This window comes from Pedobacter sp. BAL39, assembly GCF_000170795.1.
GTDB lineage: Bacteria > Bacteroidota > Bacteroidia > Sphingobacteriales > Sphingobacteriaceae > Pedobacter.
Window position 1 is genome coordinate 1 of sequence record NZ_ABCM01000014.1, and the last position, 24,191, is coordinate 24,191.

Consider the following 24,191-nt stretch of genomic DNA (forward strand, 5'->3'; position numbering starts at 1 on the left):
AAGCCAATATTTCGGAGATCCTGAAGGATATGGTGTCTGATTTTCAAGCCGCTGCGGAGCATAAAAAGATCAGCCTGGAGCTTGATGTGCCGGAGAAAGACCTGAATGCCTACATCGATATGGAGGCTTTTCATAAAATTATCAGTAATCTGCTGGATAATGCCCTGAAGTATGGGGAAAGGAAGGTTCACGTACTGCTTTCACGCCAGAGTTCCAATAACGACTTCTTCCATATTGAGGTGAAAAATGATGGCCCTATTATTCCACGTCAGCTTCATGAGCGCATTTTTGAACCCTTTTACCGGATGAAGGAGACGGAAATCAAGCCGGGAACAGGCATTGGTCTTTCCCTCGCCAGAGCCTTAGCGGAGCTCCATAATGGCACGCTTTTTATGAGACATCATACTGACCATTTCAACGTATTTATTATTGAACTGCCAATACACCAAAGCATTGAGTTTAACCTGAAAGGAAAATGGAAAAAGTTCTAACCACCACCACTACTGAAGAAATTCTGGAAATGCCCCGTCAGGTGATCCTCCTGGTAGATGACAATGAAGATATCCTCGACTTCGTTTCTGATGACCTGAGCGAGAAGTATGAAGTACTGACTGCCACCAATGGGGTAGAGGCACTGGCGCTTCTGCAGACTGAAATCGTGCACCTTGTCGTGAGCGATGTGATGATGCCGGAAATGGATGGCTTTGAGTTGTGCGACAGGATTAAGTCGGAGTTAGAGTTTAGCCACATTCCTGTGGTATTGCTAACGGCTAAGAACAGCATGCAGTCGAAGATAGAAGGATTGGAGATGGGTGCGGATGCGTACGTGGAGAAACCTTTTTCACCGGAGTTCCTGCAGGTGCAGATTGCTTCTCTTTTGAAAAACAGGAGCAAGATCCAGGCGTATTATTCGAGTTCACCGCTGATCCATATGAAGTCCATGGCTTATTCGAAAGCGGATGAGAGTTTCCTGGGCAAACTCAATGATACGATTTACAAGAATCTCGATAACCCTGATCTGGATGTGGATCATCTGGCTGATCATATGAACATCAGCAGGCCAACGTTGTACCGCAAGATCAAGTCGATTTCTGACCTGTCGCCGAACGAGCTGATTAATCTGGCGAGGTTGAAGAAAGCAGCGGAGCTGCTGAATGAAGGAATGCTGAAGATTTATGAGATTTCGGAAATGGTAGGGTATAGCTCACAGTCTCATTTCGGGAGGAACTTTGCGAAGCAGTTTGGGATGTCGCCGACGGATTATCTGAATAGCAGGTTGTTGGATAAGCGTAAATAAATATGAATAAGTCGCAATGACTGATTGGTCATTCCAATTTAATGGAACGACCAATAGAATTTTATTTTAATCTACCGAACCTACTACTTACCTGTCCCCCTTGAGTCATTGTTGCGGCGAAAGGGCCGGCGGTGATTACACGTCTCCAACTCCCATCTGGTAACCATTCTGTAATCCAATATTGATATCCAACAAAGTTGCCATCGTATTGTAGTACCCATATCGGTACAGGTGCAGATGTACCTGATCCCCAGTAGCCATTGACTCCATTTTTTGAACACCATACATCACCGGCTTTCGTAAACTCAACGAAAGCACCTGAAGCGTTGCTTTGGGGTGAATTTGAAGTCCATAACACAGTTGCAGGATTGTTACCATTTTCTTTGTATAAATTTAGGTTGCCATCGGTCTCGATTCTCAGCGTGTATTGGCCAGTTCTGGCAATAGGGTTATTGGTTGTGTAATATCTTTGGCTAGCCAAAGACGCAAGAATTAACGCGGTGCCCAATGTATTAGGTTCAACTGGTGTAAAAGGGAGATCTGAAGCACTATTAACCCCCTGAATGATTTCAGCCTCCGGTACAATGCTTCCGGGAGCGTAGTAACTGCCAAATTCTTTAGAATACATCAGTGTTGGCTTTTCTTGTATCTCAACTGTTTCGGCTTTTTTCTTAACAGTTATCGTTTCTTTTTTACTACATGACTGTACTGCTAGCGCTAAGAACGCAAGAGCGGTAATTTTAAAAACTTTCATATTTTTTTTTGTTAAATTTATCTATGCAATTTTAATACAAAAAATATTTAATTTAATATTTTAATAAGTAATATTTCTATTACTTATTTTTATAGTATTTTAGAATTATTCATGTGATGAGAATCATGTTTTTTCTCAATGAAATTATTATACACTTCTGTTCAACAAGTGAGTTAGCAGTTTTCATATCATCCCTAGTGCCTGTTGTTGTGATTTAATGATTCAAAGGTCGTTGATTTAATTTTCAACAATACGTTATTCAACTGGGGCTCGCGTAAAAAGACTTTTAACAATTCATAAATTCAAATCCATTATTTGCAGCAATGGTGATTAATGGACTGACGTTGTCTTTAAATTTGGTATTTAATTCATGGTCATCCAGGTGATCAAAATCCGATAGATCCGGAATGAAGGTCAGGTAATCTTGTAGCAGTTTTTCCGTATTTCTATTCAAAGCATTTGTCAGTATGGTTTTTACGCCGAGTAATTGCAGTTCGAAGTAAGGCTCGAAGTGATGGTTTCCATACTAAATCGTTTCATGCCATTGAGTACTAAATCCGGCAGCGGACTGGACCTCTCGCAGGTCATTACCCTCAGTCAGAATCTGGACGCATCACCCATCTCATCCACACCAAATACATTTGCCAGAATTGGAGTGAAAATTGTTGGAACTCCGGAATTGATCTACTCAGATGTTTGGAAAATTAACAGATAAAACGAAAATACTCAGCTGCGCTTTATTCCTTTTAACGGGCATGCTATCGGCATCCGCCCAGACTCTTGATAAAAAGCAGCTTTTAGCGGACATCAAGGCACACCAGAAGGCGGTGCTGGTAAAAGATGATTTCTGGATTAGGGATCCCTACATCATCCTGGGGCCCGACGACCATTATTATCTGACGGGAACCACACAGATGCCGGAGTTATCTTTTAATGAAGCCATAAAATACAATGTGGGCCTCGGAGATTCCAGCCTGGTGGGATGGAAAATGAGGGTATGGAAAAGTAAGGACCTGGTGGCCTGGGATGAGATGAAGGTCCCCTTCGACCTGAGCACCGGTTTCTGGGCAAAAGAGCAGCCAGCGGCATTTACAGAGGTTCCGCAATCTACCTGGCATTTATGGGCACCTGAACTGCATTTTATCAATGGCAGATGGATGTTTCTGCATACCACACCTGCACCGGTAAAAGGGGGAGCTAACTTTGGCATCAGTACCGGCGACAAGCTGGAGCCTCCCTTTGAATTCCCTTTAGGGACTTTATTTAAAGACAAACACGACCCTTCACTTATACAGGATACCGATGGAAAAATCTATCTGATCTACGGCAACACCCAAATTGTGGAGCTGAGCAAAGACCTGAAAAGTTTTGTCGGACAACCCGAGTTCATCTATCCATCTACCTTGCGCGATATGCCAAATGGCAAAAAGGAAAAGGGCATCGGGCATGAAGGGGTGGCCATTAAAAAGATCGGCAGCAAATATGTGCAGTTCGGCACCGGCTGGTCTACCAATGCCGGGCGCAAAGGAAGTTATAACCTGTATTATGCCCTTGCCGATAACGTTAAAGGCCCTTATGGCTCCAGACAGTTTGCGGGTCGTTTTTTAGGGCATGGCACTCCTTTTCAGGATAGAGAGGGGCGTTGGTGGTGTACCGCCTTTTTTAATGCAAATGTGCCCCCGCTGGATAAGCAGGGGATCAGAACCAGGGATTTAAGCGTTACTGCACAAACGATCAACCAGCAAGGACTGACGCTGGTTCCGCTGGATGTCAGGGTTTTAAAAGATGGAACTGTCAGCATCAAAGCCTTAGATCCAGACTATGCCTTCCCCGGTCCGGATGAAGTACAAAAGTTTTAACATCATAAGGTGTTGAACGTGACATCATCTACCCAAACCACGTTGCCAGCTTCCAGTTTGCCAAAGTAGAGGCCGATCCTATAATTGCCGTCTGCGGGTATTTCAACAGATGAAAAGTTACCCGATCCTGTTTGCGTATCCACCAGGAATTCCTGGTCAATCACCTTGTGGAAGTCGCCCCCTGCTTTTTCCAGTCTGACGAGTATGGTGCTTTTCTGATTTCCCCTGGCTTTGAGGCCGATGTTGAATTTCTCTCCTTTTTTTGCCTGAAAAGGCCAGGCAAGCATCACTCCGTTTGGTCTTTCAGTTGGTTTGATCATATTGACCTTCAGTGCGTTTTTTCCGGAGATGCGACCTGTGGTGTCAATTTCTGCAAGTGCCTCCGCATGGGTGTCTTTGTTCAGCTTCCAGCCACCCAGCAGATCATCGAAACTGCCATTGATCACCCTTTTGTGTTCCTGTATACGGGCACCATACCCTTTGGTGCTCAGCGGAAATACGTCCACCCGCTTGCCCCATTGTTGCCATTCTGCATACATCGCCTTTAAACGTTCAGGTTCAGCCTTGGAGCAGTCGTTCATTTCAATAGGATCAGCATCCAGGTCATAAAGACGCAGTGTATTGGGATCAAACTCCGCATTCTCCGGTGTGCTGGCCACCAGTTTCCACTTGCCATCCCTGAAGGCGATGTTGGCCTCATGTTCCCAGAATATCTTGCCCCGCTCCATAGGTTTGCCGGTAAAGGCAGCACTGATCGACTTACCTTCCAATGGAATGATCTGATGTCCATTAAATGTGGCCGGGTAGGAGGCCCTGGCGACATCCACACAAGTAGCCATGATGTCAGATAAATTGCCATAACCCTTCACAAAAGAGTTGTTGAGTTGCTGACTGATGCCTGCAGGCCAGTGTACGATCAGCGGTGTTTCAATTCCACCTTCAAAGGTGTAATGTTTGTATTCCTTAAAAGGGGTGCTGCTGAGGTTCGCCCAGTTGATGCGGTAACTCTCGAAGGTATCCGCTTCGCCGGTCAGTTCTTTGGAGGCACCGCTGCTGATGAATTCAGCACAGGCACCGTTGTCGCTCAGGAAAAATATCAGTGTGTTGTCCAGCTGGTCTTCGGCTTTTAGTTTTGCAATGATCCGGCCGATGCCCTGGTCCATGATGTCGATCTGCGCAGCATAGATGGCCATTCTCTTCGCCATCTTTTCCTGTTGATCTTTGGATAGCTTGTCCCATGCAGGAACATCAGGATCTCTTGCTGACATCGGCATGCCTGGCGGGAAAAGCCCCATTTTTACCTGGCGCTCATAACGTTCTTTCCGCATCAGGTCCCAGCCTTTCTGATAGGTGTCCTTATACTTGTCGATGTCTTTTTGTAATGCATGCAATGGCCAGTGCGGTGAGGTATAGGCCACATACATGAACATCGGTTTTTCTGGCTGTGCAGTGAAATGATCGCCGATAAACTTTACGCTAGTGTCGCTGATGGCATTGGTCAGGTAGAAATCTTCCGGTGCCTGGTAGCGTCGATTGTCGCTGTACAGTTCCGGTGTGAAGTAGTTTGCCCCTCCGGGGATGATGCCGAAATAGCGGTTAAAGCCGCGCTGTTTCGGCCAGTTGTCTTTCACATTGCCATCAATCTTTCTTTCATTGGTCAGGTGCCATTTCCCGGTCATGTAGGTCCCGTAACCGGCAGTGCGCAGTACTTCTGCTATCGTGACGCTGTTGTTGTTCAGGTTGCCGCTATAGGCGGGGGTGCCCATATCAGCAGCAGCCATCCAGCCCATTCCTGCCTGGTGCGGGTAAACCCCGGTCATCAGGGATGCACGGGTAGGACAGCAGCGGGCGGCGTTATAGAATTGTTTGAACCGGATTCCTGTTGCTGCCAGGCCATCGATATGAGGTGTTTTTATTTCTCCTCCATAACTGCCGATATCAGAATAGCCCATGTCATCTGCCATGATGAGAATGATGTTCGGCTGCTTTTTCTGTGCAGTTACAGGTGTGGTACTCAATGCCCATAAAAAAAGGCAGCTCATGATTTGTATTGCAATTTTCATAGTCCTCGTAACCAAAGATATAAAAATCTACCAGTCTAATAGACTATGCTTGCCTGAAAAGACAGTTGATCAGGCGAATGCGGTTTAATCGGCTATTCGGCAGTCAACTGCAACAAACATTGTTGTTACACACTAAAATTTGATACTATGTTTTTAATATTTTAATTTGACTACCAGTTGAGTAGATTATGTTTACACCATCAATATGAAATACAACCAGCGATTCTCTTTGTTCATTGGCTTTGGGTTATTTGCCGGCTGCCTGTCTGCATCCGGACAGGTTAAGCAGGCAAAGCAGGAACCATCACCACCAAATATCATCATCATCCTGACGGATGATATGGGCTACGGCGATGTAGCGACATTTGGCGGCAATTTTGTGCAGACTCCTAATATCGACAGGATTGCCTCCAGCGGACTTAAACTTAACCAGTATTACAGCGGCGCACCGATATGTTCGCCTTCCAGGGCGAGCCTGCTTACGGGCATGAATCCCGGCAGGTGGAATTTTACCACATTTCTGGATACCAAAAAACACAATAGAAATGCAGAACAGATTGACTTTCTGAGTACCGATGCGCCCTCAATGGCGAGGTTCTTTCAAGAAGCTGGATACGCGACCGGGCATTTTGGCAAATGGCATATGGGCGGTGGACGTGATGTGACCGGAGCCCCTACGTTTGACCAGTATGGCATTGATGAACATGTGAGTACTTATGAAAGCCCGGAACCTGATCCGGCCATCACGGCAACCAACTGGATCTGGTCTGATCAGGACAGCATCAAACGTTGGGACAGAACTAAATATTTTGTAGACAAGACCCTCGATTTCATGAAGCGCCATAAAGGGACGCCTTGTTTCGTGAACCTCTGGCCTGATGATGTGCATACGCCATGGGTGCCCCGCAGTGGTGATGAGTTTAACGGCAAGTTCCCGATGGACCCACAAGAGGAGGAAGCCTTTAAAGGGGTGCTGAAAACCTATGATGTGCAGATTGGCAGGCTGCTCGACGGACTGCAGGAGCTGGGCCTTGCTGAAAATACGATCATCATCTTTACCAGTGATAATGGCCCGGCACCAAGCTTCAGGGGAAGCAGGACCGGCGGGTTCAGAGGGGCCAAGGCTTCCTTGTACGAAGGTGGCATCCGCATGCCGTTTATCATCAGCTGGCCGGGACATACCCCGGCAGGTAAAACAGATGATCGCTCGGAGCTGAATGCGACCGACCTATTACCTTCGCTCGCTAAACTCAGCGGCGTAAAGCTGCCTGACAGCTACGCTGGTGATGGCATAGACCGCTCTGATCTCCTGCTGGGCAAATCTTCGTTGAGAAAAAAAGACATGTACTGGGAGTATGGCCGGAATGATATTGCTTACAACTATCCTAAAGGGCGCGACAGGAGTCCGAGACTGGCCATACGCTCTGGTGAATGGAAGCTCCTGATGGACAGTGATGGCAGTAAGGTTGAACTGTACAACATCATCAGGGATGCTAAAGAAACCACCAACCTTGAAGCCAGCGAGGCAAAAATAAAAAAGCAGCTGAGTGATAAGCTGATCACCTGGTGGAAGTCGCTCCCCAAATTACCCAGAAACTAATATATCCGCAATAAAATCAACCAAGGTCATCGTCGCCATGAAAATCAAATCTAAACTGTTGCCACTTTGTGCTGTCATTGCTTTATTGATTTCCGCACAGTCATTTACAAAAAATAATACGGAGGATAACCAGGATAAACCTCAGGTTAAGCCTTCAAAACCGAACATTGTGATCATCATGTCGGATGACCTGGACAGCAGGCAGCTGAGCTGTTATGGCGGCAAAAACCTGCAGACCACAAATATTGATGCGCTGGCTGCTGAAGGGATGAAATTCCAACAGACGATGTGTTCTGAAGCGATGTGCGTCCCAACAAGGGCTTCCTTGTTTACCGGTCTTTACCCAATGAGACATGGTTCTTTTCAGAACCATAAGCCGGTATATGATACTGGTCTGCAAAGTATTTGTCAGTATCTGAAAGCGCAGGACTATCGTGTAGCGCTGACTGGAAAAGACCATAGCACTAAACCTCAATCGGTATTCCCCTTCGAAATTGTCAAGGGATTCCAGAAGGACTGCGTGTCTCCAAATGATGATTATCAGCTTGACAGCATCAGATCTTACATCACCAGGAAGAATGCTGATCCGTTCTGTCTTTTTATCATGAGCATCAACCCGCATGCGCCATGGGTATCGGGCGATGCGAGTGAATTTGATCCTGACAAGGTGATTCTGCCGGCACACATGGTGGATACCAAAAGTGTGCGTGCCATCTACTGTAAATATCTTGCTGAGGTGAGACGGTTGGATAATCAGGTGGGAGACGTCAGAAAGTTGCTGAAAGAAACGGGACAGGACGAGAATACGATTTTCATATTTCTCGGTGAACAGGGGCCACAGTTTCCTGGTGGTAAATGGACTTTGTATGATAACGGGCTGCGGAGCTCCATGATTGTAAAATGGCCTGGAAAAGTTAAGGCTAATGTGACTACGGATGCGATTGTGCAATATGAGGACATTACGCCTACCTTGGTTGATATTGCAGGTGGGAAGGCGATCAAAGATCTGGATGGACGCAGCTTTCTGAATGTGCTTACGGGTAAAAGCAACTCGCACCGTACTGAAGCTTTTGGAATCCATAACAATATTCCTGAAGGAACTCCTTATCCAATGAGATCGGTCCGCGATCAGCGGTACAAGCTGGTCATGAACCTTTTGTCTGATCAGCCTTACTACATCAAATACATGATGAATCCTGCCAATAAAAACAGCTATTGGAATGAGTGGGTTTCTTTGTCGGATTCTTCGGCAAAGGTCAAATACCTGGTGGATAGAATTACCACAAGGCCAAGGGTAGAGCTTTATGATCTGCAGAAAGATCCGGATGAACTGAATAATATTGCTGGAGATGGGAAGAATGAGCAGCTGGTGAATGGGTACGAAACGAAGTTGAAAAAATGGATGGAACAGCAGGGTGATGAGGGCGCGGCTGTGGATCATGTATATCCGAAGAAGAATCGGAATCAGCGGTAGTATTTTTGTTCTTTTCTTGTTAAACACTCATAAATTCAAAACCATTATTAGCAGCAATGGTAATTAATGGGCTGACATTGTCTTTAAATTTAGTTTTTAACTCGTGAAGGTTTAAGTTGGCTGGTTCCATGATGTCAGGAATGAAGGTTAGGTAGTCCTGCAACAATTTCTCCGTATTCTTATTCCGTGCATTGCTGAGTATGGTCGTTAAGCCGAGCAATTGCAAATCATAATAGAGGTCGAAATGCTGCGTCATGGATGGTAACTTATCGGATTTGCTACTGTTGAAGCTTTTGTCTGCCGGAATCAGATTCCAGAGCAGATCATGAGATACGAATGCATATGGTACAAAATGCTCAACAGCGTAGTCGCCGATTGTTAACTGCCTGTTTGTATAGATGCAGTCTACAGGACCGTTGTGGTGAATTACGATATCCCAGAAATCTTTGCGCTGTTTAGTTAATCCGTTCCTAACTGGTGGTTTGACTAATTTGTTTGGTATATCTGGTACATTTGGATTGTGCTTTTGCAGGTATAGGCTGAGGTGCCAATAACAGAAAGATTTTAATATGCCGCTATTTTGACGGAGATAAGGAACCCATTTAGGATTAATAATAACTTCTCGTTCATTGACGGCATAAAGAGTGTCGTTTAGAAATGGTTTTGACAGTTGGTATACCATTTTCCTATCTCCTTTGGTACCCGGAAACCAAGGACTCAGAAAACGATGGGGAACTTCAGCATCAAAGTGCTTAAGTACGCTAAGGGTTGGTTTGTTGTCACTTGCTTTAAGCGTATTTACAATTGCTGGTTTCTTTGTGTCGATACTTAGGTTTTCCAACACGATTAACTTTTCAATTGCCTGCTGTATCTGATCCTGTTTACCAAAACTTACGTTGAAATAATTGACGGTGTACCAAGCGTTGGCAATCATCCCTGCAAAAAGTTCTTTCTTGCTAATTTGATGATGACCTTGTTCAACCGCTTCAATCAGTGAAATGAACCAATAAAACTTGTAGGCAGCTGCGGTGCTGTTGAAGCAGGAGGCTAATAGGTTTATCGGTAGGGAAGAGCTGGATGGGAGCGGGGTCATCATGTCCAAGTTTTGTGATTTCTCTATTCAAATATAGAAAAGAATAATGTTTTTTGAATTTAACCTTTCTGATTTCATTGGAGAACTAGACTTTAGACTGTCTTTTTAGTTGACTCTAGTTGTGAGGATGTGAGAACAGTCTAATCTAGCAATGAAATTAGTCGGTCGTGAATATCTTGCCACGGTCCCTCAAGATTTATTGTATAGATTTTTATTCTATGACTGCCAATTTTATAGGACTCATCCAACGCAATTCCATTTTTTGGATAGAGCAAAATGCCCTCGTAAATTTTATTTGCTCCACCGTTTCTGGACAAAGATTGTTCCTCAAGATTACAAAGGTAAGAGTAAAGCTGATAGAGATGAGAGGAGTGAAGTTTTGGACTGTCATAACGACTATTATAAGCCGAGAGATAAAACTTTGTATCAATGATAATTTTACGCTCTGGGGAGATCAGACTTATATCTGTCTGCATCTTTGGTATAAGAGCGAGGTTGCCTGTACTTTCTGATTCATTGATTCGCCATTCAATGTTTTCTCTACTCACTTTGAATCGCTTCTGCTCCCGCATATAAAATCTCCGAACAAAGGATTCAAATAACCGCGCCATCTGATGATGGTTGCGATCGAAGTCTTGGAAGAAATAATTTCCATTACGTTCTTCTATGGCCGTTTGAGCTGTTATCAATTGACCTACTTGTAGCGGAAATTTATAGTGTATATTGTTGCGGTGAATAGTTACTAAAGAGAATTTTTGTGGACTTATTAAGATATCTTTTATTCCTGTCAGCTGATTATAAATTCCTTTGGCCTCGTTTTTCAGGGCCTTTGACAGCATCTTAAGGTCATCTGCTGGACCTTGTTCATTGGGGCGATGAGCTGGTCTTAAATCTCTTTAAATGAAGTCCGAATGGTGAAGGGGTGCTTGGAAGGGTTTTGAGGGGATATTTTGAAATGGGAATGCAGCTGGAGGCGGAATGGGATGGGCTTTAGAGGCCAAGGATGAATTATCCAGGGTGTTGGCTATATTCGTTCAGGAGAAGGGAACTTTACGGACTCACTCGGCAGCCTAACTGGCGGCCACTTTGCCCCGAAAGGCTGGGGTCACATTCGCCGAAATGTACAGTTTAAGGTCATCATTGCTTTTTTGGGTTTAAGGACAATAAAGCAATGATCCTATAAGCAGGAGGGAACAATGAAATATGGTCGCCTCCCGCACGCACAGCACCTCCTAGTAAAGGCGAGAACAGAGTTCTCCAGTAAGCAGCACGGAAGACGCCCATATTTCTGGGTAAAGGTACAGAAATCGGGCTGTCTATCAATCCATACTTTGCTTACTGAGGTTTACTAGGTCTACTGTGCAAAGTTTCGTTGATTTAAAAGCCAAATCAATTAAAATTCATGCAGATCATCCGGGAGCTACCCCCGCCTGATCCGCAAGATGTAAATCTACCAATAGTGTGCTAATTATTGTTAATTATTGGCTAATTATTTTAAAAATTAATTTTGTGTTGTTTTACTGTTATTTGTGTGGTCGGAATTTTGAATCACACATTGCGATTTATATGATACAGGAGCATCAATTGCTCGCTTTTTAAAGAATAATCCATCGTTCAGTTTTGAAACCAATCTATTATTTGTTAGCCCTAAAAGCGAATTTAAATCCATATGAAAGAACAATGTTTTAATTCAAGAAAATATTCTCAAAAGTTTTGTGATTTTAGAAGATTATTATACTTTTGCCGTTATAATAATATTTTTAATACGCATCAAAAGCCGACTGAAAAGTTGGCTTTTGATGCTTTAATAGATTGGTTTAGGTGTCTTTTTCTTTCTGTTGGATTTACGCGTATTCAATTTCATAAACTCCATCAAGTCATTTTCCATCCCTAAAATCAGCTCCAGTAAAAATCTCACACCATCGTTATCCGTACTAAGTAGCCTGAGGTTTTTCATTGCCACCCTTTCGATCGAATCAGGTCTGGGTTAAACTCGGATCGGGTTCGGGATTGGCGGTGGTAAGTGAGGTTCTTAGTGATTGTAAAATGCTACAGTTCAGTTTAGTATCTCAATAAAATTGGTGTAACCACTTGCACAATCAGGTCATTATAGATAGATTAGTACGGGATTAATTTACATTATATGACGTCATTAACGCACTTTGCAGGGGATTCTCTTGCTAAATCAGCTGGCATGCAAAAAAAAGCAGATGCTACGCACATCAATTTCGAGCCAAAGGCAAACGATCAGCCTAAGCCAAAAGGAGAGAGCAGCGATCTTAGCGCTCAGCTTACCTTTCCGATTGTAAGTGGTGTAATTGCCTCGTTGATCGTCGCTGTAATTTTATCCAAACATATAGGCCGGTTTTTCCAGCGGGTCGGGCAATGGGTCAAACCATCAACCCGTTTGCTTCATCAGGACTTCCTGTCTGAGATCGAACGGTCGAAAGAGTTCTTTATACCAAACCTCTTTGAAGTATTCAATAAACATGGAATTGCAATCGACATCTCAAAGACAGAACATACTGAAGAGGTCGACCTTTTCATAGACCGGATTCTATTGGATCCATCAAGTTCATTTTATCTACTACTTGCACCCACTGGAGTGGGAAAGACCACTTTTCTCTCTCAGGTTTTTCTAAGCTACAAGAAACGTTCAGGATGGAGCGGACAGCCGATGCTATACTTAGGGAAAGTACACCACAGCAGGACATTGGAGGAGCTGGACAAAATTTTGAAATCCGGCGAGGCTGAAAACAGTATCCTCTTGCTGGATGCACTGGATGAATTTAAAATACGCCGTAACGAAAATCCGGAAAACTATTGGCAATTATTCTATCAACTATGGGAGGAAAAGCTGCTACATGAGCGGTTATCCAAATTTAAAAAAGTCATAGTCAGTGTTCGCGAACAATTTTTTAATTCCAGTGATCTGGAAGATATTACCATTAATGACATAGATATACGAAAAATCAGGCTGATGCCATTTTCAGAAGAGGCCCAAAGAAAGTCTTATCTTCAGAAGCGCTTTGCTGGCACAGAGTCTGATGAAATCATGAGAAGGGATGGGATCATCATCTTAGTGGAGAAGTTGCATGAGAAAGGCCTGCTTTTCGTAGAGAAACCCCTGATCCTGAATTTTATGGAAGACGTCTGGACCGCTTTTCAGACACACTACCGAACTGCGCACAACTATGAGTTTTTTAGTAACGAGTTCATCTATCGCGTCATCATTGATAAATGGTTCGAACGTGAAGGAAAGTCTAGTGATGGGGCTTCTGCTTTGGATAAGGCACGAATGGAACGTTATTGTAAACTGCTTGCCTGGCAGATCAGCAGCAATGGTCAGCATAGCATGAGTGGGGAGCAACTGCTGGAAATGGAAAGAGTGCTGAATACAATTTCCGACCTCAAAGGTGTACAAGGCAGGTCTCTGCTTATACGTGTCGATGATGCCAGGGATAGTCAGAGGGCGGGCAATTTGCTGGACAATTTCAAGTTTATTCATGAATCTTTTCTTGAGTTTTTCTTATTCATGCACCTCCTGGAACATCCGGAGCTGGAGCATGAATTCAATTTTGAACGTTACAGTTTCACCCTACAGCTATTGGTTGGCCACCGTTGGCGTAGCGTAAAGTCATCTGTTGTACCCCATTTTGCGGGAGCGTCTGACGGGAATGATATGATTGAACCTACCAAAGCTGAGCTGTCTGCGGTTGCTATGCCGTTACTTACTCTGGTCGGTAACATTGATTTCTGTACCAAAATGTTTGAAAAGGGACAAATGCAGGAATTGCTTAGTAAGGAAGACCCAAATTGGACATATCAATTGAGAACAGAGACAGTGCTCATCATCACCAACGAATCGTTCTGGGATTTCCAGACACATACTCCCGACCCAGTATCACATACTGCCATTATACTCCTCAAACCTGCCATCGGTGCTGTTCAATTTAGTGGTATTGTGATCCAGGATGAAATGTTGTCGTGCTTTGAGGGTTGTGACCAAATTGTACAGATCGAGATTTCCAGATCCGATCTTGAAGGGCATGGGCTAGCCTTTTTCAGTTCCTGCGCCATTAATTTACAAATACTGCAGCTCAGCTTCAATATGCTGGAGGATAAATATCTGGAAGTGTTTCGGGGTGCGGAAAGTCTTCGTTATTTAAACCTCGACCGCAACCGGTTTAATGGATCTTGTCTTAGAAATTTTGTTGGCCTCAATCTTGAACATCTTGATTTGAGCTATAACGAAATTACTGATGATAATTTAAAACTGCTTGGCAGTTGTCCTAATCTGAAATCCATTAACTTACATTTGAATGAGTTAGAAGGGCATGGTTTCGATATATTTGAAAGTACTACAGAACTGGAATGGTTAACTCTAGGTAGTAATCGCCTCACTGATGACTGCCTGCGGTATTTTTCCAGAAATTTGGATTTGACGGCACTATATCTGAATGAGAACCAGTTTAACGGAAGTGGCTTTGTATACCTGAAAAATGCGAAGTCTTTGGACACTTTGTCTCTTTCAGACAATCCCATAGATTCCCAATATTTAATTCATTTCCGGAATTTAGATAAATTAAACTATCTCGAACTTGGTAACATCAGATTGGGAGACGGACTTAAATATTTCACTAACAGCTATTTGCTTGAAGATATCAGACTGTACAATACCGGAATAACTGATCAGGATCTACAGAGTTTGGTTTTTGGCAACAAACTAAAGCGGATAGATTTTAGCGGAAACGCGTTAACTGGTGAAGTTTTTGACATCTTCCGCGGGAAGCTTGAATTTCTTGAACGTCTCGATATCAACGACAACCAGATTGGTAGCTCTCTTCCTGATATTTTTAAAGACTCGCATCATATTAACGAAGTCAACCTGTCAAATACCCAAATTAACCCAGGCCACCTCAATTACTTTTCGCACTGTGCAGCTACGTTGACACGTCTTTACATGTCAAATCTTAACTTACAAGACAATGATTTGAGTGTCTTTGGCGGGTTTCAGCAATTGAAAGACCTAAACCTCTCGGGAAACAGATTTACTGGATCTTTTTTAATCCAGTTGAAACATCTGGCAACTGAACTTGAAGAACTGAATTTGGCCAATAACCAGTTGAATGATCAGAATCTCTATTACCTGGAAGCATTCAGTTCACTGAATACATTGAATTTATCGCAGAATCTGGTAGAAGGCGATGGCCTGATTAACCTTCGCACCTCAGCATCTGTTCTGGAGGTTTTGAATTTATCCGGCAATAGTATCAGCGATGATGATCTTCAATTTTTAGAGCACGCCAGGTTCTTAAAAGAAGTTCGTCTGGCAGACAATAAATTTAATGGCAGCTGTGTAAAGTTTTTGCTCAATAGCGCAGCTACTCTGGAGACGTTGATATTGAGTGGGAACCCTATCGTTCCTGAAGAATTGCTGATCGTTGGTGAGTTCACAGAGCTTGAAGATACTGATATCACGCAATGGATCCAGTTTGTTGAGGAAGAATAGGATTTCTGTTCGCCGGCTTGCTCCCTCAGCAATAGTTTCTCATTACTTCAACTTGGTAGATGGTGTCGTGTTTTTAATAAAGATAATGGCGTCTATATCTATCCCTGGATGGATCGGAATTGGTTTCAGCTCTTGCCAGTTGGAGTAAATATTGGTAATGAAACTAATAGTATCTTTGAAAGGATTTTGTGTGGCATCAAACTTAAGATAAAAACGGTCTGATCTTGCCTTGGAAAGCCAACCCGAGAGGGTATGCTCATTGGTCTGAAAAGTATGTGCTTCGAATTCTCTTGCACTGTCCATTACATTTACTGATCCTTGGTAAGTATCCATCGCTAACGCAAAATAACGGTCGTCAAAATGCTTCTTTAGATAACCACCCATGCTCATATACTTGGCCGTGGTATCTTTGAGTACATGCACATTGTGTGCCCAAAGTATGATTTTGTTATCTTTATCTGAAACCATCTTGATCACGTTTTCAGCCATAAAGCCGTCCCTGGAAATTGGATCCGACCAGTATTCCGGTTTGTCGAATCCTTTCAATGTGACCTGTTTTTCAGGTGAGCTATTCCTGTTGTGGTCGCGAAGTTTTACGAATAATCCATAAATTTCTTCTGTGCCGTATAATCCCAGCCCCTTCATGATCTTCTTAAGGTCTACCTGTTCGCCATGAACAAATGAGTTGATTTGCATCATTACAGAATCTGGAATTTCAAAAGCGACTGATCTGAATCCACAGTTTTCGATAAGATAGCTGATAATGCGGGACTTCTCTGTGTAAAATTCGTGAGTCCCGTGTGATGCTTCACCTAAAGCAACAATACTTTTTCCCTTTAATTCATTCTTTAAAAAATGTAAGTCAGAATTACCCATAGTAGCATCTGAATGCAGCGGGTAAGCCTGCTCATTGATCCATTTAAGCGTGTCTACCTGGGATGAGGCACTGAAAGTGGCAAATAATACAAAAACAAAACATAGAAAAGTTTTGCCAAAGCTGGCGGGTATATACAAATATCTCATCGGCTTAATAACAAGGTTCACTTACTAGATGCAAGGACTGGCAGAATTCCATAACGGCTATATTTCTTTCTCCCTTCCTTTACAACAGAGGAATTAAATGAGTGCTCGATACCGTATGAAGAATTCTTATTTAGAACTGCAATACGTCCTCAAAATAGGCAAAGTTATCGGTTTTAGCTGCCTGTATCCGTGGATTGGATGTTTTCCTTTTGAGGTAAAGCACTCCACTACGTTATCAATTTTACTATACCAAACCCTGCCAATCGCATACGCCGTGAGTGTGTCGGGCTGCGTGATTAATCTAAAGTTGGTAACCTTGGCGGTGTCTATTGCTACAATATCCTTTCCATAAACCTTCTGATGACAGGCTATTGGCTCATAGTGATCTATGTTCCAATACATACATTGCTCTGAGGCTGGAGTTGGAATTACTGATGATACACCGATTGTCACAGCCGCTGCTACAAATGCCATTGTTGACCATTTGACGTACCTGTTTTGCCGCCGAACCAGCTGAGTTGGCAGATCAATTGTTGGAGGATCCGGAGTCTGTGGCGTTTCCTCTCCCTCTGATTTAAACACGTCGAAACGAAATGGTCTATCCTGATAGTCAATCAACCAAGCGAGAAGCTCAATGTTTTTACCGTCAGGAATTCTATTGTTATCATGGAGAAAGCTATTGAGTGGCCTAAATCTATCGCGGTCAAAATTCTTGATAATACTTTTAAAATCGGTCATATCTGGTATGGCTCCAAAAAAATCTCTTAAGATTTGACGGTCAGAGCCGATAAGTTCCCTTGTCTCATAGACAAACTTACATTCCTCTTTAAGTTTTCCAGGTGTTGAATTTGAAATATTGTTAGATAGCTCTCCTAACAAATGCTTTTCTCTATAAGCGGTCATGACCCGCATTTTGTATTCTTCAAACATTCTCAATGTATTAATAAGCGCAATGTAGCGGAAATCCCGGAATTGAAAAAAGGGTTTCCCGGAATTCATATCGGAACGAAAGGAAAAAGCGGAATGATCGGAATTTGGTTGTATTCAGGGTGTTATGTCGCCATACATTTGAGTCGTCAATCAGTTCAGATACCGGCTCGCTACCGGTAAATAGAAAGAGCCGATTCACAAAAAATGAGATGAGGGTACGGTAATCTGTAGCCGGGTTGGGAAGCAGTAGCAACGTTCCCGTATTCCAAATCTCGACTTCCCAAAAATTCAGAAGGCCTTCTGATGCAATTGTAGCAATCCCCGCGAACGGTCGCGGGGGACTACACTTTACATCACTTTTAAATTTTTGAACTCATGTTCTTATCTTTCTTTATTGCAATTTTTTTGGGACTCGTTAGCCCAACAGGTAATACGAATACAAATTGTTCCAGCTCTACAACTACCACTTCTAGTACCACTGGTGGACCAGGTAATGGTGGAGAGACAGGACAGCTCCCTCCACCAAAATAAAATAATAAGCACAATTCAAAAAACCTGGTAGACATATATCTACCAGGTTTTTATAAGCTTTTTTGTATTTAATAATAGCGTTCTGAATTGTTCAAAACAAAATCCTCATCACCATCTTTTCGGCCTACGGTTAACCGTAAGGATTGCTAATGTTTTTTGGATTTTTTTGTGGCTTACATAATTTAATTTTTTATGGCAAAAACAAGTGCGTTTCATTCAGTGAAGCAGAATGTTTATCATGACAACACACAGTGTACAGAGGGTAACAACATTGAAAAAGAGAATCGACGATCTGGAACAGGAGGCAAGCCTAAGTGTGCACATTGCTCCAGGCTAAACTAGTTCATCGAAGTACACTCAATTAATTCTTGAACATCATTAAAGACTGCCCCTGACGACGAGTCAGGGGCTTTATGATATGTCAAGTATTAAAAAGCATCGCCTACTTGCAAATTGAAACTAACAATTACATGAATTGAAATAATTCAATGAAAATATGTTCAGATATCTATTGCGATTGAATCCCTAAATTTCTATAACTTAGAGAAAAACTAAGACTCTTGAAACGCTTTTCTATTATTCTCGTACTCCTCACGTTCATCTACGCTTGCTCCGATAAAAAGGTATCCAAGAAAATGGTTGTTGAAAACATTGCTTATGATAAGGCTTTTGAATTTCGGGAGAATGGACGTATCGACAGCGCTTTTTTTTATTTTAACAAAGCTAAAGATATATTTTTGAGGGGAGGCGATAGTTTGGGGACGGGCAAATGTCTACTGAACATGGCCATTATCTCTACTGACAAAGGCGATTATTTTGGTGGGCAGGAACTCTCGCTCAATGCCCAGAAATTTTTTAATGAAAAGGTCAAAAATCAATATGTCTTTGTCCGTTCAAATTACAATAATCTTGGAATTGCCACCTATAAACTTAGAGATTTTAATAATTCCCTGAGGTTTTATGATGCTGCAATACAATTTTCCAGTGACTCGTTGGATACTAGGGTATGCATGAATAATAAAGCCAAGGTCTATCAGGAGATGAAGGATTACCCAAAAGCAATTTCTATATATGAACATGTGCTGTCTCATGTCAGCAAGAATCCACGGGAATATGCAAGGGCTCTATCTAATATTGCCAGGGCAAAGTGGCAATGGCATTCCAGCTATGTCGCGGAGAAGGAATTCTTGCATGCGCTATCGATCCGTATGAAGGAAAAAGATCTCTGGGGGCTAAATGCAAGTTATGCGCATCTTTCTGATTATTACGTTGACAGGTCACCTGAACTTGCATTGAGCTACGCGAACAAAATGTATATGGTTGCGCAAGACATTAAAAGCACGGAAGATCAGCTAACGGCACTCCAGAAGTTGATTAAACTGAGTCCTGGTGGTTCATCCAAACAATATTTTAAGGTTTACGAACTACTGCAAGATAGTATAACTAGTGTGCAGAATGCTGATAAGAATCAATTTGCGCTCATCCGGTATGAGTCCGAAAAAAATGAGGCTGACAAACTTTTGCTGCAGAAAGACAATCAAGCTAAGCGTTATCAGATCGTTCTGCTAGGATTTGGAATACTATTAACCCTTGTGATCGCCACTTTGTTATATCGTAATAGAAAGCAAAAGTTAACTCTTGAAGCAAAAAATGCAATAAGGGATAGCCAGCTTCGCACCTCAAAAAAAGTACATGATGTAGTGGCCAACGGTCTATATCGTGTGATGACAGAGATTGAGAACCAACATGGTCTCAATCGAGAGGTTGTTTTGGACAAGATTGAACATCTCTATGAAAAGTCGCGCGACATCTCCTATGAAGATCCCTTAGCTAGTGAACAGCCGTTCAATCAGCTGATATCTGAACTTCTTGGATCGTTTGCAAATGATAACACCAAGGTCTTGATTGCGGGAAATTCTAATGAGCTATGGAGTAAGGTGACGGAGGGCACTCGTTATGAGCTTGTGCAGATCATTCAGGAACTGATGATCAATATGAAAAAGCATAGTGGTGCGGAGAAAGTCCTATTAAGGTTTGAACGAGACGGAAATCATATTAAGATTTACTATTCCGACAACGGCAAAGGAATGAAAAATGATACGATATTTAATAATGGCCTGAGGAATACGGGAAACCGTATAGAAACAATAAATGGAGCAATTACCTTTGATACTGCTGTTGAAAGGGGACTTAATGTTGAGATTTCCTTCCCAGTTTCTTGAAATTCTAAAAATTGATGTTCACAAAAGTACTAATTGCCGAAGACCACGAAATGACCAGTATATCTGTAACCAAGACCATGAGGGATTTGGGAATATCAGAAACTGAATATACTTACTATTGTGATGATGCGCTGATGCTCATCAAAAAGGCCATAGCAAAAGGACAACCTTTCGATCTTTTAATTACGGATCTTTCTTTTGAGGAGGATCATCGCAAACAGCGTATTTCTGGCGGTACAGAGCTCATCGCCTTAGCTAAGACGCTTCAGGCGGACCTAAAGGTTCTGGTCTTCTCTGCTGAAAATAAACCTGCGTTGGTGGATGGCTTGTTCAAAGACCTTGGTATTGATGGCTATGTACGTAAAGCAAGACATGATGCGAAGGATCTAAGAGCAGCAATGGAGACTATATTTTTAGGTAAAACCTATCTTTCTGCAGACCTGAAGCAGTCTGTAAAAGAAAAAAATACTTTTGAATTTACCAGTTTTGACATTACTATCATCAGCCTCCTTTCCGGTGGTACACTACAAAAAAATATTCCTGACTATCTTCAGGCAAATCATATAAAACCCTCCGGTTTAAGTAGCGTGGAAAAGCGCTTAAATGTAATGAAAGAAGTTCTTGGGTTTAGCAAAAACGAGCAGCTTGTGGCCTATTGTAAGGACTTCGGAATTATCTAGATTTTCTCTTTCTGACTATTGTTAAAATCCATTTCGGGTTTGTAACTGGCTCAAACAGATGGTGTTTGAGCCAGTTCCTTTTTTAGCTCTTTTCTATTTCTTTAATTACTTATTTTTTTCAAATACTTTTCATTCTTACGGTTTCCCGTAAGGAAAGGCTTGGGCTCCTGCCTACTTTTGGTCAACAATCATTTCCGATAAAAGATATAATCCAAAGAGATGGAACTAAAATTAAAGCTCGAGCAGTTACACCAACGTGTTAATGGCTTAAAAGATCAGATAAATACCGAAGAAGCAACAAAGAACGCGTTCGTTATGCCCTTTATTCAGATTCTGGGTTACGACATTTTCAATCCTACGGAGGTTATCCCTGAGCATATCTGTGATATCGGCACAAAAAAAGGGGAGAAAATAGATTATGTGATCAAGAAGGATGATGAACCTATCTTGATCTTTGAGTGCAAGCACTGGAAGGAGAAAGCTGATGCTCATAATTCTCAACTTCATCGCTACTATCATGTTTCAAAAGCCCGCTTCGGGGTGTTAACAAATGGTACCATATATAACTTCTATATGGATCTCGAAAAACCTAATATCATGGATGAGAAGCCTTTCTTTACCATTGATATCGAAGATCTTAAAGATAGTTCGATTAAAATATTGGAAGGTTTCACCAAAACGGATTACTCCCTGGAAAGTATTTTGGATTCGGCCGAAAGCCTTAAATACATAAAGTCCATTCGCAAAGAATTTGAAAACGAGATCGAACAGCCTTCTGATGAACTAGTAAAGTTATTGGTGAATAGATTCTTCGACAAACCACTTACCTCAAATAGAATGGTTACGTTTAAAGAATATACCAGAAAAGCACTCATGCTTTCCATCAATGAATCCATCAGCGCCAGACTGAAATCCGCGTTGAGTATCAACGAAACGATTGAGAAAACTGAAGATAATAAGGTAACTCCTATAAATGAGACCGGAGATAATAAAATCGTTACTACTGAAGAAGAACTCGAAGCTTTTCAAATTGTCAAGGCGATTCTCAGGGAACGTGTAGCAGCCTCTCGTATTGCTGCCAGGGATACCCAATCCTATTTCGGTGTATTGCTTGACGATAACAATAGGAAGCCGCTTTGTAGGCTCCATTTTAATACGACAAATAAATATTTTGAAACCTTTCCGAATGGCAAGGACGCAGGTGAAAAGCGGCTGATAACTTCCTTGGACGATATCTATCAATATAGAGAGCAGCTGCACCAAACGTTGACCAATTACTAATTGAATTTAGGCAGCGTATTCCCTTAATTCTTGCCAAAAACTAAACGAGCCTCTGACTTAAGGTAGCCTATCTGAACGTCATAGACAGGGAGATAGCAAGTCATTTTGAAGTAATTAAAGATATATAGTATGAATAGAAAAAGGTCTCAACCGTGGACTGTTATATCGGTGCTTTTAATCCTAATCTCAATCAGCCTTCTTGTTCGATGTGACGGAAAAGATTCGGATAAAGACGGCATAATTGATAAAAGAGATAAATGCGTCGATGTCAAAGGGCCGAAACCTAACGGCTGCCCCATAATCACAAAACTCGGTACGGTCCATCTATATCTCGAGATCTCCGCTAGCATGGGTGGATATCTCAATGGCGCAGCGGATTTTAAGCAGGTGATTTCCGACCTAGCCGTGAAAGTCGATAAAGAAATATCGCCATTAAAGATTCACTTTATTTCTGATTCAATCACTGATTACCAGTTTGATGCAGCTAAGTTCACGAGTGATATTGCAACTACAAAAGTAACGTTGGCTAGGAGTTCCGAGTTGCACAACATCTTTGACCAAGTAGCAAAAGCAACGAAGGCTGGAGAGATCTCCATTCTTGTTTCAGATTGTATCCTTTCTTTCCCAAATAAAGAGGTGAAGAAAAATTCCCAAGTCAACATCGAATCGTCTGGCACATTAAAGAATCATATCTATTCGACATTTATTGATCTGAAAAACAGAGGACAAGCCGCCAGTCTATACGCCTTTAGCTCAGCCTTTTTCGGCACGTACTACGACTATCAGAATGTAAAGAAAACTTTGCCAGGAACGCAAAGGCCCTTCTATGTTTGGGTTATCGCAAAAAACAATGTTCTTCCAATATTTGATGATAAATTAAACCAGATTCCGAATTTCAAACCTGAACAGGAGCTTCATTTCGGGTTATTGGATAAAAAAGTCAAGAGCTACCGGATATTGACTGAGTTAAATAAAAAAGGCCATTTCAAGTTGATAAAGGCAGGTAAAGCGGCCGTCAGTGATATTGGAATTGAAAACGTTGAATCAAAATCGGATCAGGACATCGCATTCTCTGCGGTAATTGATCTCCATGAATTGCCATCATATGCAAGAAAGCTGAGTTATCTGAAAGAAAATCTTAAAGTAGAGGCGAAAGGATGTAGTGCGGTAGTGAAAATTATGGAGCGATCACCAACGGTTCATTTAAAGAGTAAAAGGCAGCGGGCTTACTATGAAGAGGCAAGTCACGAGGTAATCATAACCATCAAGCAGCTTCGCCTGGAAAATGCGACGCTGAATTTAAGTGTACCGCTAAAATATGACTCATGGTATAAGGACTGGTCGACAATGGACGACAAAGATGTCAAGAATCTTGGAAAAAAAACTTTCTCATTAGTGCACCTGGTCGATGGCGTGATGGAAGCCTATAATAATAAAGGTGAGGACTTTATAGATCTAAAATTTCAAATTAACCAATAAAAAATATGTTACTCACTATTTTCTCAGGGCTTTATGAGCTCATCTCAGGATCAAATGAAGATGTTCCTGAATATTTCGATGAGGTGTACGATACCGTAGGGCAAATTACGGTGGCGGTCATTATGTTAATGATCCTGATATTTTATCTGCTGCTCGGAAGGTGGAAGCCAGTTTTTCATAAACTCGGACATTGGATCAGCACCTTAATACTGATCATGGTAGCAGCTTTTGGTATTGCATTTATAACGGCAAGGGATGTTATCGGGGAGGTTGATGCTTATACCGTTCGCTTCTCTTTAATGAACGCCATTTTATCAGCACTCCTTTTCATCCTCCTCTCTATCATTTTCAAGCGGATGTCGGTTTTCTCCAAACGAACCCCTTTTTAACATT

General features: G+C 42.2%; 20 protein-coding genes. 12 read left to right on the forward strand and 8 right to left on the reverse strand.

What is annotated here, in order from left to right:
* The coding region (locus tag PBAL39_RS16835) for a sensor histidine kinase KdpD (RefSeq protein WP_008243675.1) at positions 1-491 on the forward strand (491 nt) is incomplete at its 5' end.
* Positions 476-1,297, forward strand: a complete 822-nt coding sequence (locus PBAL39_RS16840) for a response regulator (protein WP_008243676.1) — start codon at positions 476-478, stop codon at positions 1,295-1,297. The genes PBAL39_RS16835 and PBAL39_RS16840, both read left to right, overlap by 16 nt.
* Before the next feature lie 61 nt (positions 1,298-1,358).
* On the opposite strand, the gene PBAL39_RS16845 is transcribed toward PBAL39_RS16840, so the two are convergent.
* Together PBAL39_RS16845 and PBAL39_RS25405 are read right to left on the reverse strand one after the other, a co-directional pair.
* Complete coding sequence (locus tag PBAL39_RS16845; protein WP_008243677.1) at positions 1,359-2,051, reverse strand: hypothetical protein; 693 nt, start codon at positions 2,049-2,051, stop codon at positions 1,359-1,361.
* A 286-nt stretch (positions 2,052-2,337) separates the two neighbouring features.
* Complete coding sequence (locus PBAL39_RS25405; protein WP_008243678.1) at positions 2,338-2,505, reverse strand: hypothetical protein; 168 nt, start codon at positions 2,503-2,505, stop codon at positions 2,338-2,340.
* 33 nt (positions 2,506-2,538) lie between these two features.
* Here PBAL39_RS25405 and PBAL39_RS16850 point away from each other — a divergent pair, with 33 nt between their 5' ends.
* Together PBAL39_RS16850 and PBAL39_RS16855 are read left to right on the forward strand one after the other, a co-directional pair.
* Complete coding sequence (locus PBAL39_RS16850) at positions 2,539-2,766, forward strand: hypothetical protein (RefSeq protein WP_039866928.1); 228 nt, start codon at positions 2,539-2,541, stop codon at positions 2,764-2,766.
* On the forward strand, positions 2,744-3,910 hold the full coding sequence (locus tag PBAL39_RS16855; protein WP_008243680.1) for a family 43 glycosylhydrolase: 1,167 nt from the start codon (positions 2,744-2,746) through the stop codon (positions 3,908-3,910). The genes PBAL39_RS16850 and PBAL39_RS16855 overlap by 23 nt, the downstream gene beginning before the upstream one ends.
* Before the next feature lie 2 nt (positions 3,911-3,912).
* Here the strand turns inward: PBAL39_RS16855 and PBAL39_RS16860 are convergent, their stop codons facing one another.
* A complete protein-coding gene (locus PBAL39_RS16860) occupies positions 3,913-5,973 on the reverse strand; it encodes an arylsulfatase (RefSeq protein WP_008243681.1) in 2,061 nt (686 codons plus the stop codon).
* Between the two features lie 205 nt (positions 5,974-6,178).
* Between PBAL39_RS16860 and PBAL39_RS16865 the strand changes: the two genes are divergently transcribed.
* Together PBAL39_RS16865 and PBAL39_RS16870 are read left to right on the forward strand one after the other, a co-directional pair.
* The gene (locus tag PBAL39_RS16865; protein ID WP_008243682.1) at positions 6,179-7,573 is read left to right on the forward strand and encodes a sulfatase-like hydrolase/transferase; all 1,395 of its coding nucleotides are present in this window, start codon (positions 6,179-6,181) and stop codon (positions 7,571-7,573) included.
* Positions 7,574-7,610: 37 nt separating this feature from the next.
* Positions 7,611-9,047: a sulfatase gene (locus PBAL39_RS16870; RefSeq protein WP_008243685.1), complete on the forward strand. Its 1,437-nt coding sequence runs from the start codon at positions 7,611-7,613 to the stop codon at positions 9,045-9,047.
* A 19-nt stretch (positions 9,048-9,066) separates the two neighbouring features.
* Here the strand turns inward: PBAL39_RS16870 and PBAL39_RS16875 are convergent, their stop codons facing one another.
* From PBAL39_RS16875 to PBAL39_RS25725, 3 genes are all read right to left on the reverse strand, one after another.
* Positions 9,067-10,143: an HNH endonuclease domain-containing protein gene (locus tag PBAL39_RS16875; RefSeq protein WP_008243686.1), complete on the reverse strand. Its 1,077-nt coding sequence runs from the start codon at positions 10,141-10,143 to the stop codon at positions 9,067-9,069.
* Positions 10,144-10,280: 137 nt separating this feature from the next.
* The gene (locus tag PBAL39_RS16880; protein ID WP_008243687.1) at positions 10,281-10,979 is read right to left on the reverse strand and encodes a 5-methylcytosine-specific restriction enzyme McrBC, subunit McrC; all 699 of its coding nucleotides are present in this window, start codon (positions 10,977-10,979) and stop codon (positions 10,281-10,283) included.
* Between the two features lie 965 nt (positions 10,980-11,944).
* The gene (locus PBAL39_RS25725) at positions 11,945-12,097 is read right to left on the reverse strand and encodes a hypothetical protein (protein WP_008243689.1); all 153 of its coding nucleotides are present in this window, start codon (positions 12,095-12,097) and stop codon (positions 11,945-11,947) included.
* A gap of 237 nt (positions 12,098-12,334) precedes the next feature.
* Between PBAL39_RS25725 and PBAL39_RS16885 the strand changes: the two genes are divergently transcribed.
* On the forward strand, positions 12,335-15,652 hold the full coding sequence (locus PBAL39_RS16885) for a leucine-rich repeat protein (RefSeq protein WP_008243692.1): 3,318 nt from the start codon (positions 12,335-12,337) through the stop codon (positions 15,650-15,652).
* Between the two features lie 42 nt (positions 15,653-15,694).
* Here PBAL39_RS16885 and PBAL39_RS16890 read toward each other — a convergent pair whose 3' ends face one another.
* A complete protein-coding gene (locus PBAL39_RS16890) occupies positions 15,695-16,675 on the reverse strand; it encodes an erythromycin esterase family protein (protein WP_008243693.1) in 981 nt (326 codons plus the stop codon).
* A gap of 126 nt (positions 16,676-16,801) precedes the next feature.
* Positions 16,802-17,605 (reverse strand): hypothetical protein, encoded by an 804-nt coding sequence (locus PBAL39_RS16895; RefSeq protein ID WP_157274070.1) that lies wholly within the window; start codon positions 17,603-17,605, stop codon positions 16,802-16,804.
* 1,091 nt (positions 17,606-18,696) lie between these two features.
* Between PBAL39_RS16895 and PBAL39_RS16900 the strand changes: the two genes are divergently transcribed.
* The 5 genes from PBAL39_RS16900 (at position 18,697) to PBAL39_RS16920 (ending at position 24,187) form a co-directional block, all read left to right on the forward strand.
* Positions 18,697-20,358, forward strand: a complete 1,662-nt coding sequence (locus PBAL39_RS16900; protein ID WP_039866930.1) for a tetratricopeptide repeat protein — start codon at positions 18,697-18,699, stop codon at positions 20,356-20,358.
* A 14-nt stretch (positions 20,359-20,372) separates the two neighbouring features.
* Positions 20,373-21,038 carry a response regulator gene (locus PBAL39_RS16905; RefSeq protein ID WP_008243711.1) on the forward strand — a complete coding sequence of 222 codons (666 nt, stop codon included), beginning with the start codon at positions 20,373-20,375 and terminating at the stop codon, positions 21,036-21,038.
* Between the two features lie 219 nt (positions 21,039-21,257).
* Positions 21,258-22,319, forward strand: a complete 1,062-nt coding sequence (locus PBAL39_RS16910) for a type I restriction endonuclease (protein ID WP_008243713.1) — start codon at positions 21,258-21,260, stop codon at positions 22,317-22,319.
* 129 nt (positions 22,320-22,448) lie between these two features.
* Positions 22,449-23,798 carry a hypothetical protein gene (locus tag PBAL39_RS16915; protein WP_008243714.1) on the forward strand — a complete coding sequence of 450 codons (1,350 nt, stop codon included), beginning with the start codon at positions 22,449-22,451 and terminating at the stop codon, positions 23,796-23,798.
* Between the two features lie 5 nt (positions 23,799-23,803).
* A complete protein-coding gene (locus PBAL39_RS16920; protein WP_008243716.1) occupies positions 23,804-24,187 on the forward strand; it encodes a hypothetical protein in 384 nt (127 codons plus the stop codon).
* The last annotated feature ends 4 nt before the right edge of the window (positions 24,188-24,191 follow it).

Excerpts from the sequence above, each read along its gene's own strand:
- PBAL39_RS16840 (WP_008243676.1), top strand. The coding sequence starts at position 476 with ATGGAAAAAGTTCTAACCACCACCACTACTGAAGAAATTCTGGAAATG.
- PBAL39_RS16845 (WP_008243677.1), bottom strand. The coding sequence starts at position 2,051 with ATGAAAGTTTTTAAAATTACCGCTCTTGCGTTCTTAGCGCTAGCAGTA.
- PBAL39_RS16855 (WP_008243680.1), top strand. The coding sequence starts at position 2,744 with ATGTTTGGAAAATTAACAGATAAAACGAAAATACTCAGCTGCGCTTTA.
- PBAL39_RS16860 (WP_008243681.1), bottom strand. The coding sequence starts at position 5,973 with ATGAAAATTGCAATACAAATCATGAGCTGCCTTTTTTTATGGGCATTG.
- PBAL39_RS16865 (WP_008243682.1), top strand. The coding sequence starts at position 6,179 with ATGAAATACAACCAGCGATTCTCTTTGTTCATTGGCTTTGGGTTATTT.
- PBAL39_RS16870 (WP_008243685.1), top strand. The coding sequence starts at position 7,611 with ATGAAAATCAAATCTAAACTGTTGCCACTTTGTGCTGTCATTGCTTTA.
- PBAL39_RS16875 (WP_008243686.1), bottom strand. The coding sequence starts at position 10,143 with ATGATGACCCCGCTCCCATCCAGCTCTTCCCTACCGATAAACCTATTA.
- PBAL39_RS16880 (WP_008243687.1), bottom strand. The coding sequence starts at position 10,979 with ATGCTGTCAAAGGCCCTGAAAAACGAGGCCAAAGGAATTTATAATCAG.
- PBAL39_RS25725 (WP_008243689.1), bottom strand. The coding sequence starts at position 12,097 with ATGAAAAACCTCAGGCTACTTAGTACGGATAACGATGGTGTGAGATTT.
- PBAL39_RS16885 (WP_008243692.1), top strand. The coding sequence starts at position 12,335 with ATGCAAAAAAAAGCAGATGCTACGCACATCAATTTCGAGCCAAAGGCA.
- PBAL39_RS16890 (WP_008243693.1), bottom strand. The coding sequence starts at position 16,675 with ATGAGATATTTGTATATACCCGCCAGCTTTGGCAAAACTTTTCTATGT.
- PBAL39_RS16895 (WP_157274070.1), bottom strand. The coding sequence starts at position 17,605 with ATGTTTGAAGAATACAAAATGCGGGTCATGACCGCTTATAGAGAAAAG.
- PBAL39_RS16905 (WP_008243711.1), top strand. The coding sequence starts at position 20,373 with ATGTTCACAAAAGTACTAATTGCCGAAGACCACGAAATGACCAGTATA.
- PBAL39_RS16910 (WP_008243713.1), top strand. The coding sequence starts at position 21,258 with ATGGAACTAAAATTAAAGCTCGAGCAGTTACACCAACGTGTTAATGGC.
- PBAL39_RS16915 (WP_008243714.1), top strand. The coding sequence starts at position 22,449 with ATGAATAGAAAAAGGTCTCAACCGTGGACTGTTATATCGGTGCTTTTA.
- PBAL39_RS16920 (WP_008243716.1), top strand. The coding sequence starts at position 23,804 with ATGTTACTCACTATTTTCTCAGGGCTTTATGAGCTCATCTCAGGATCA.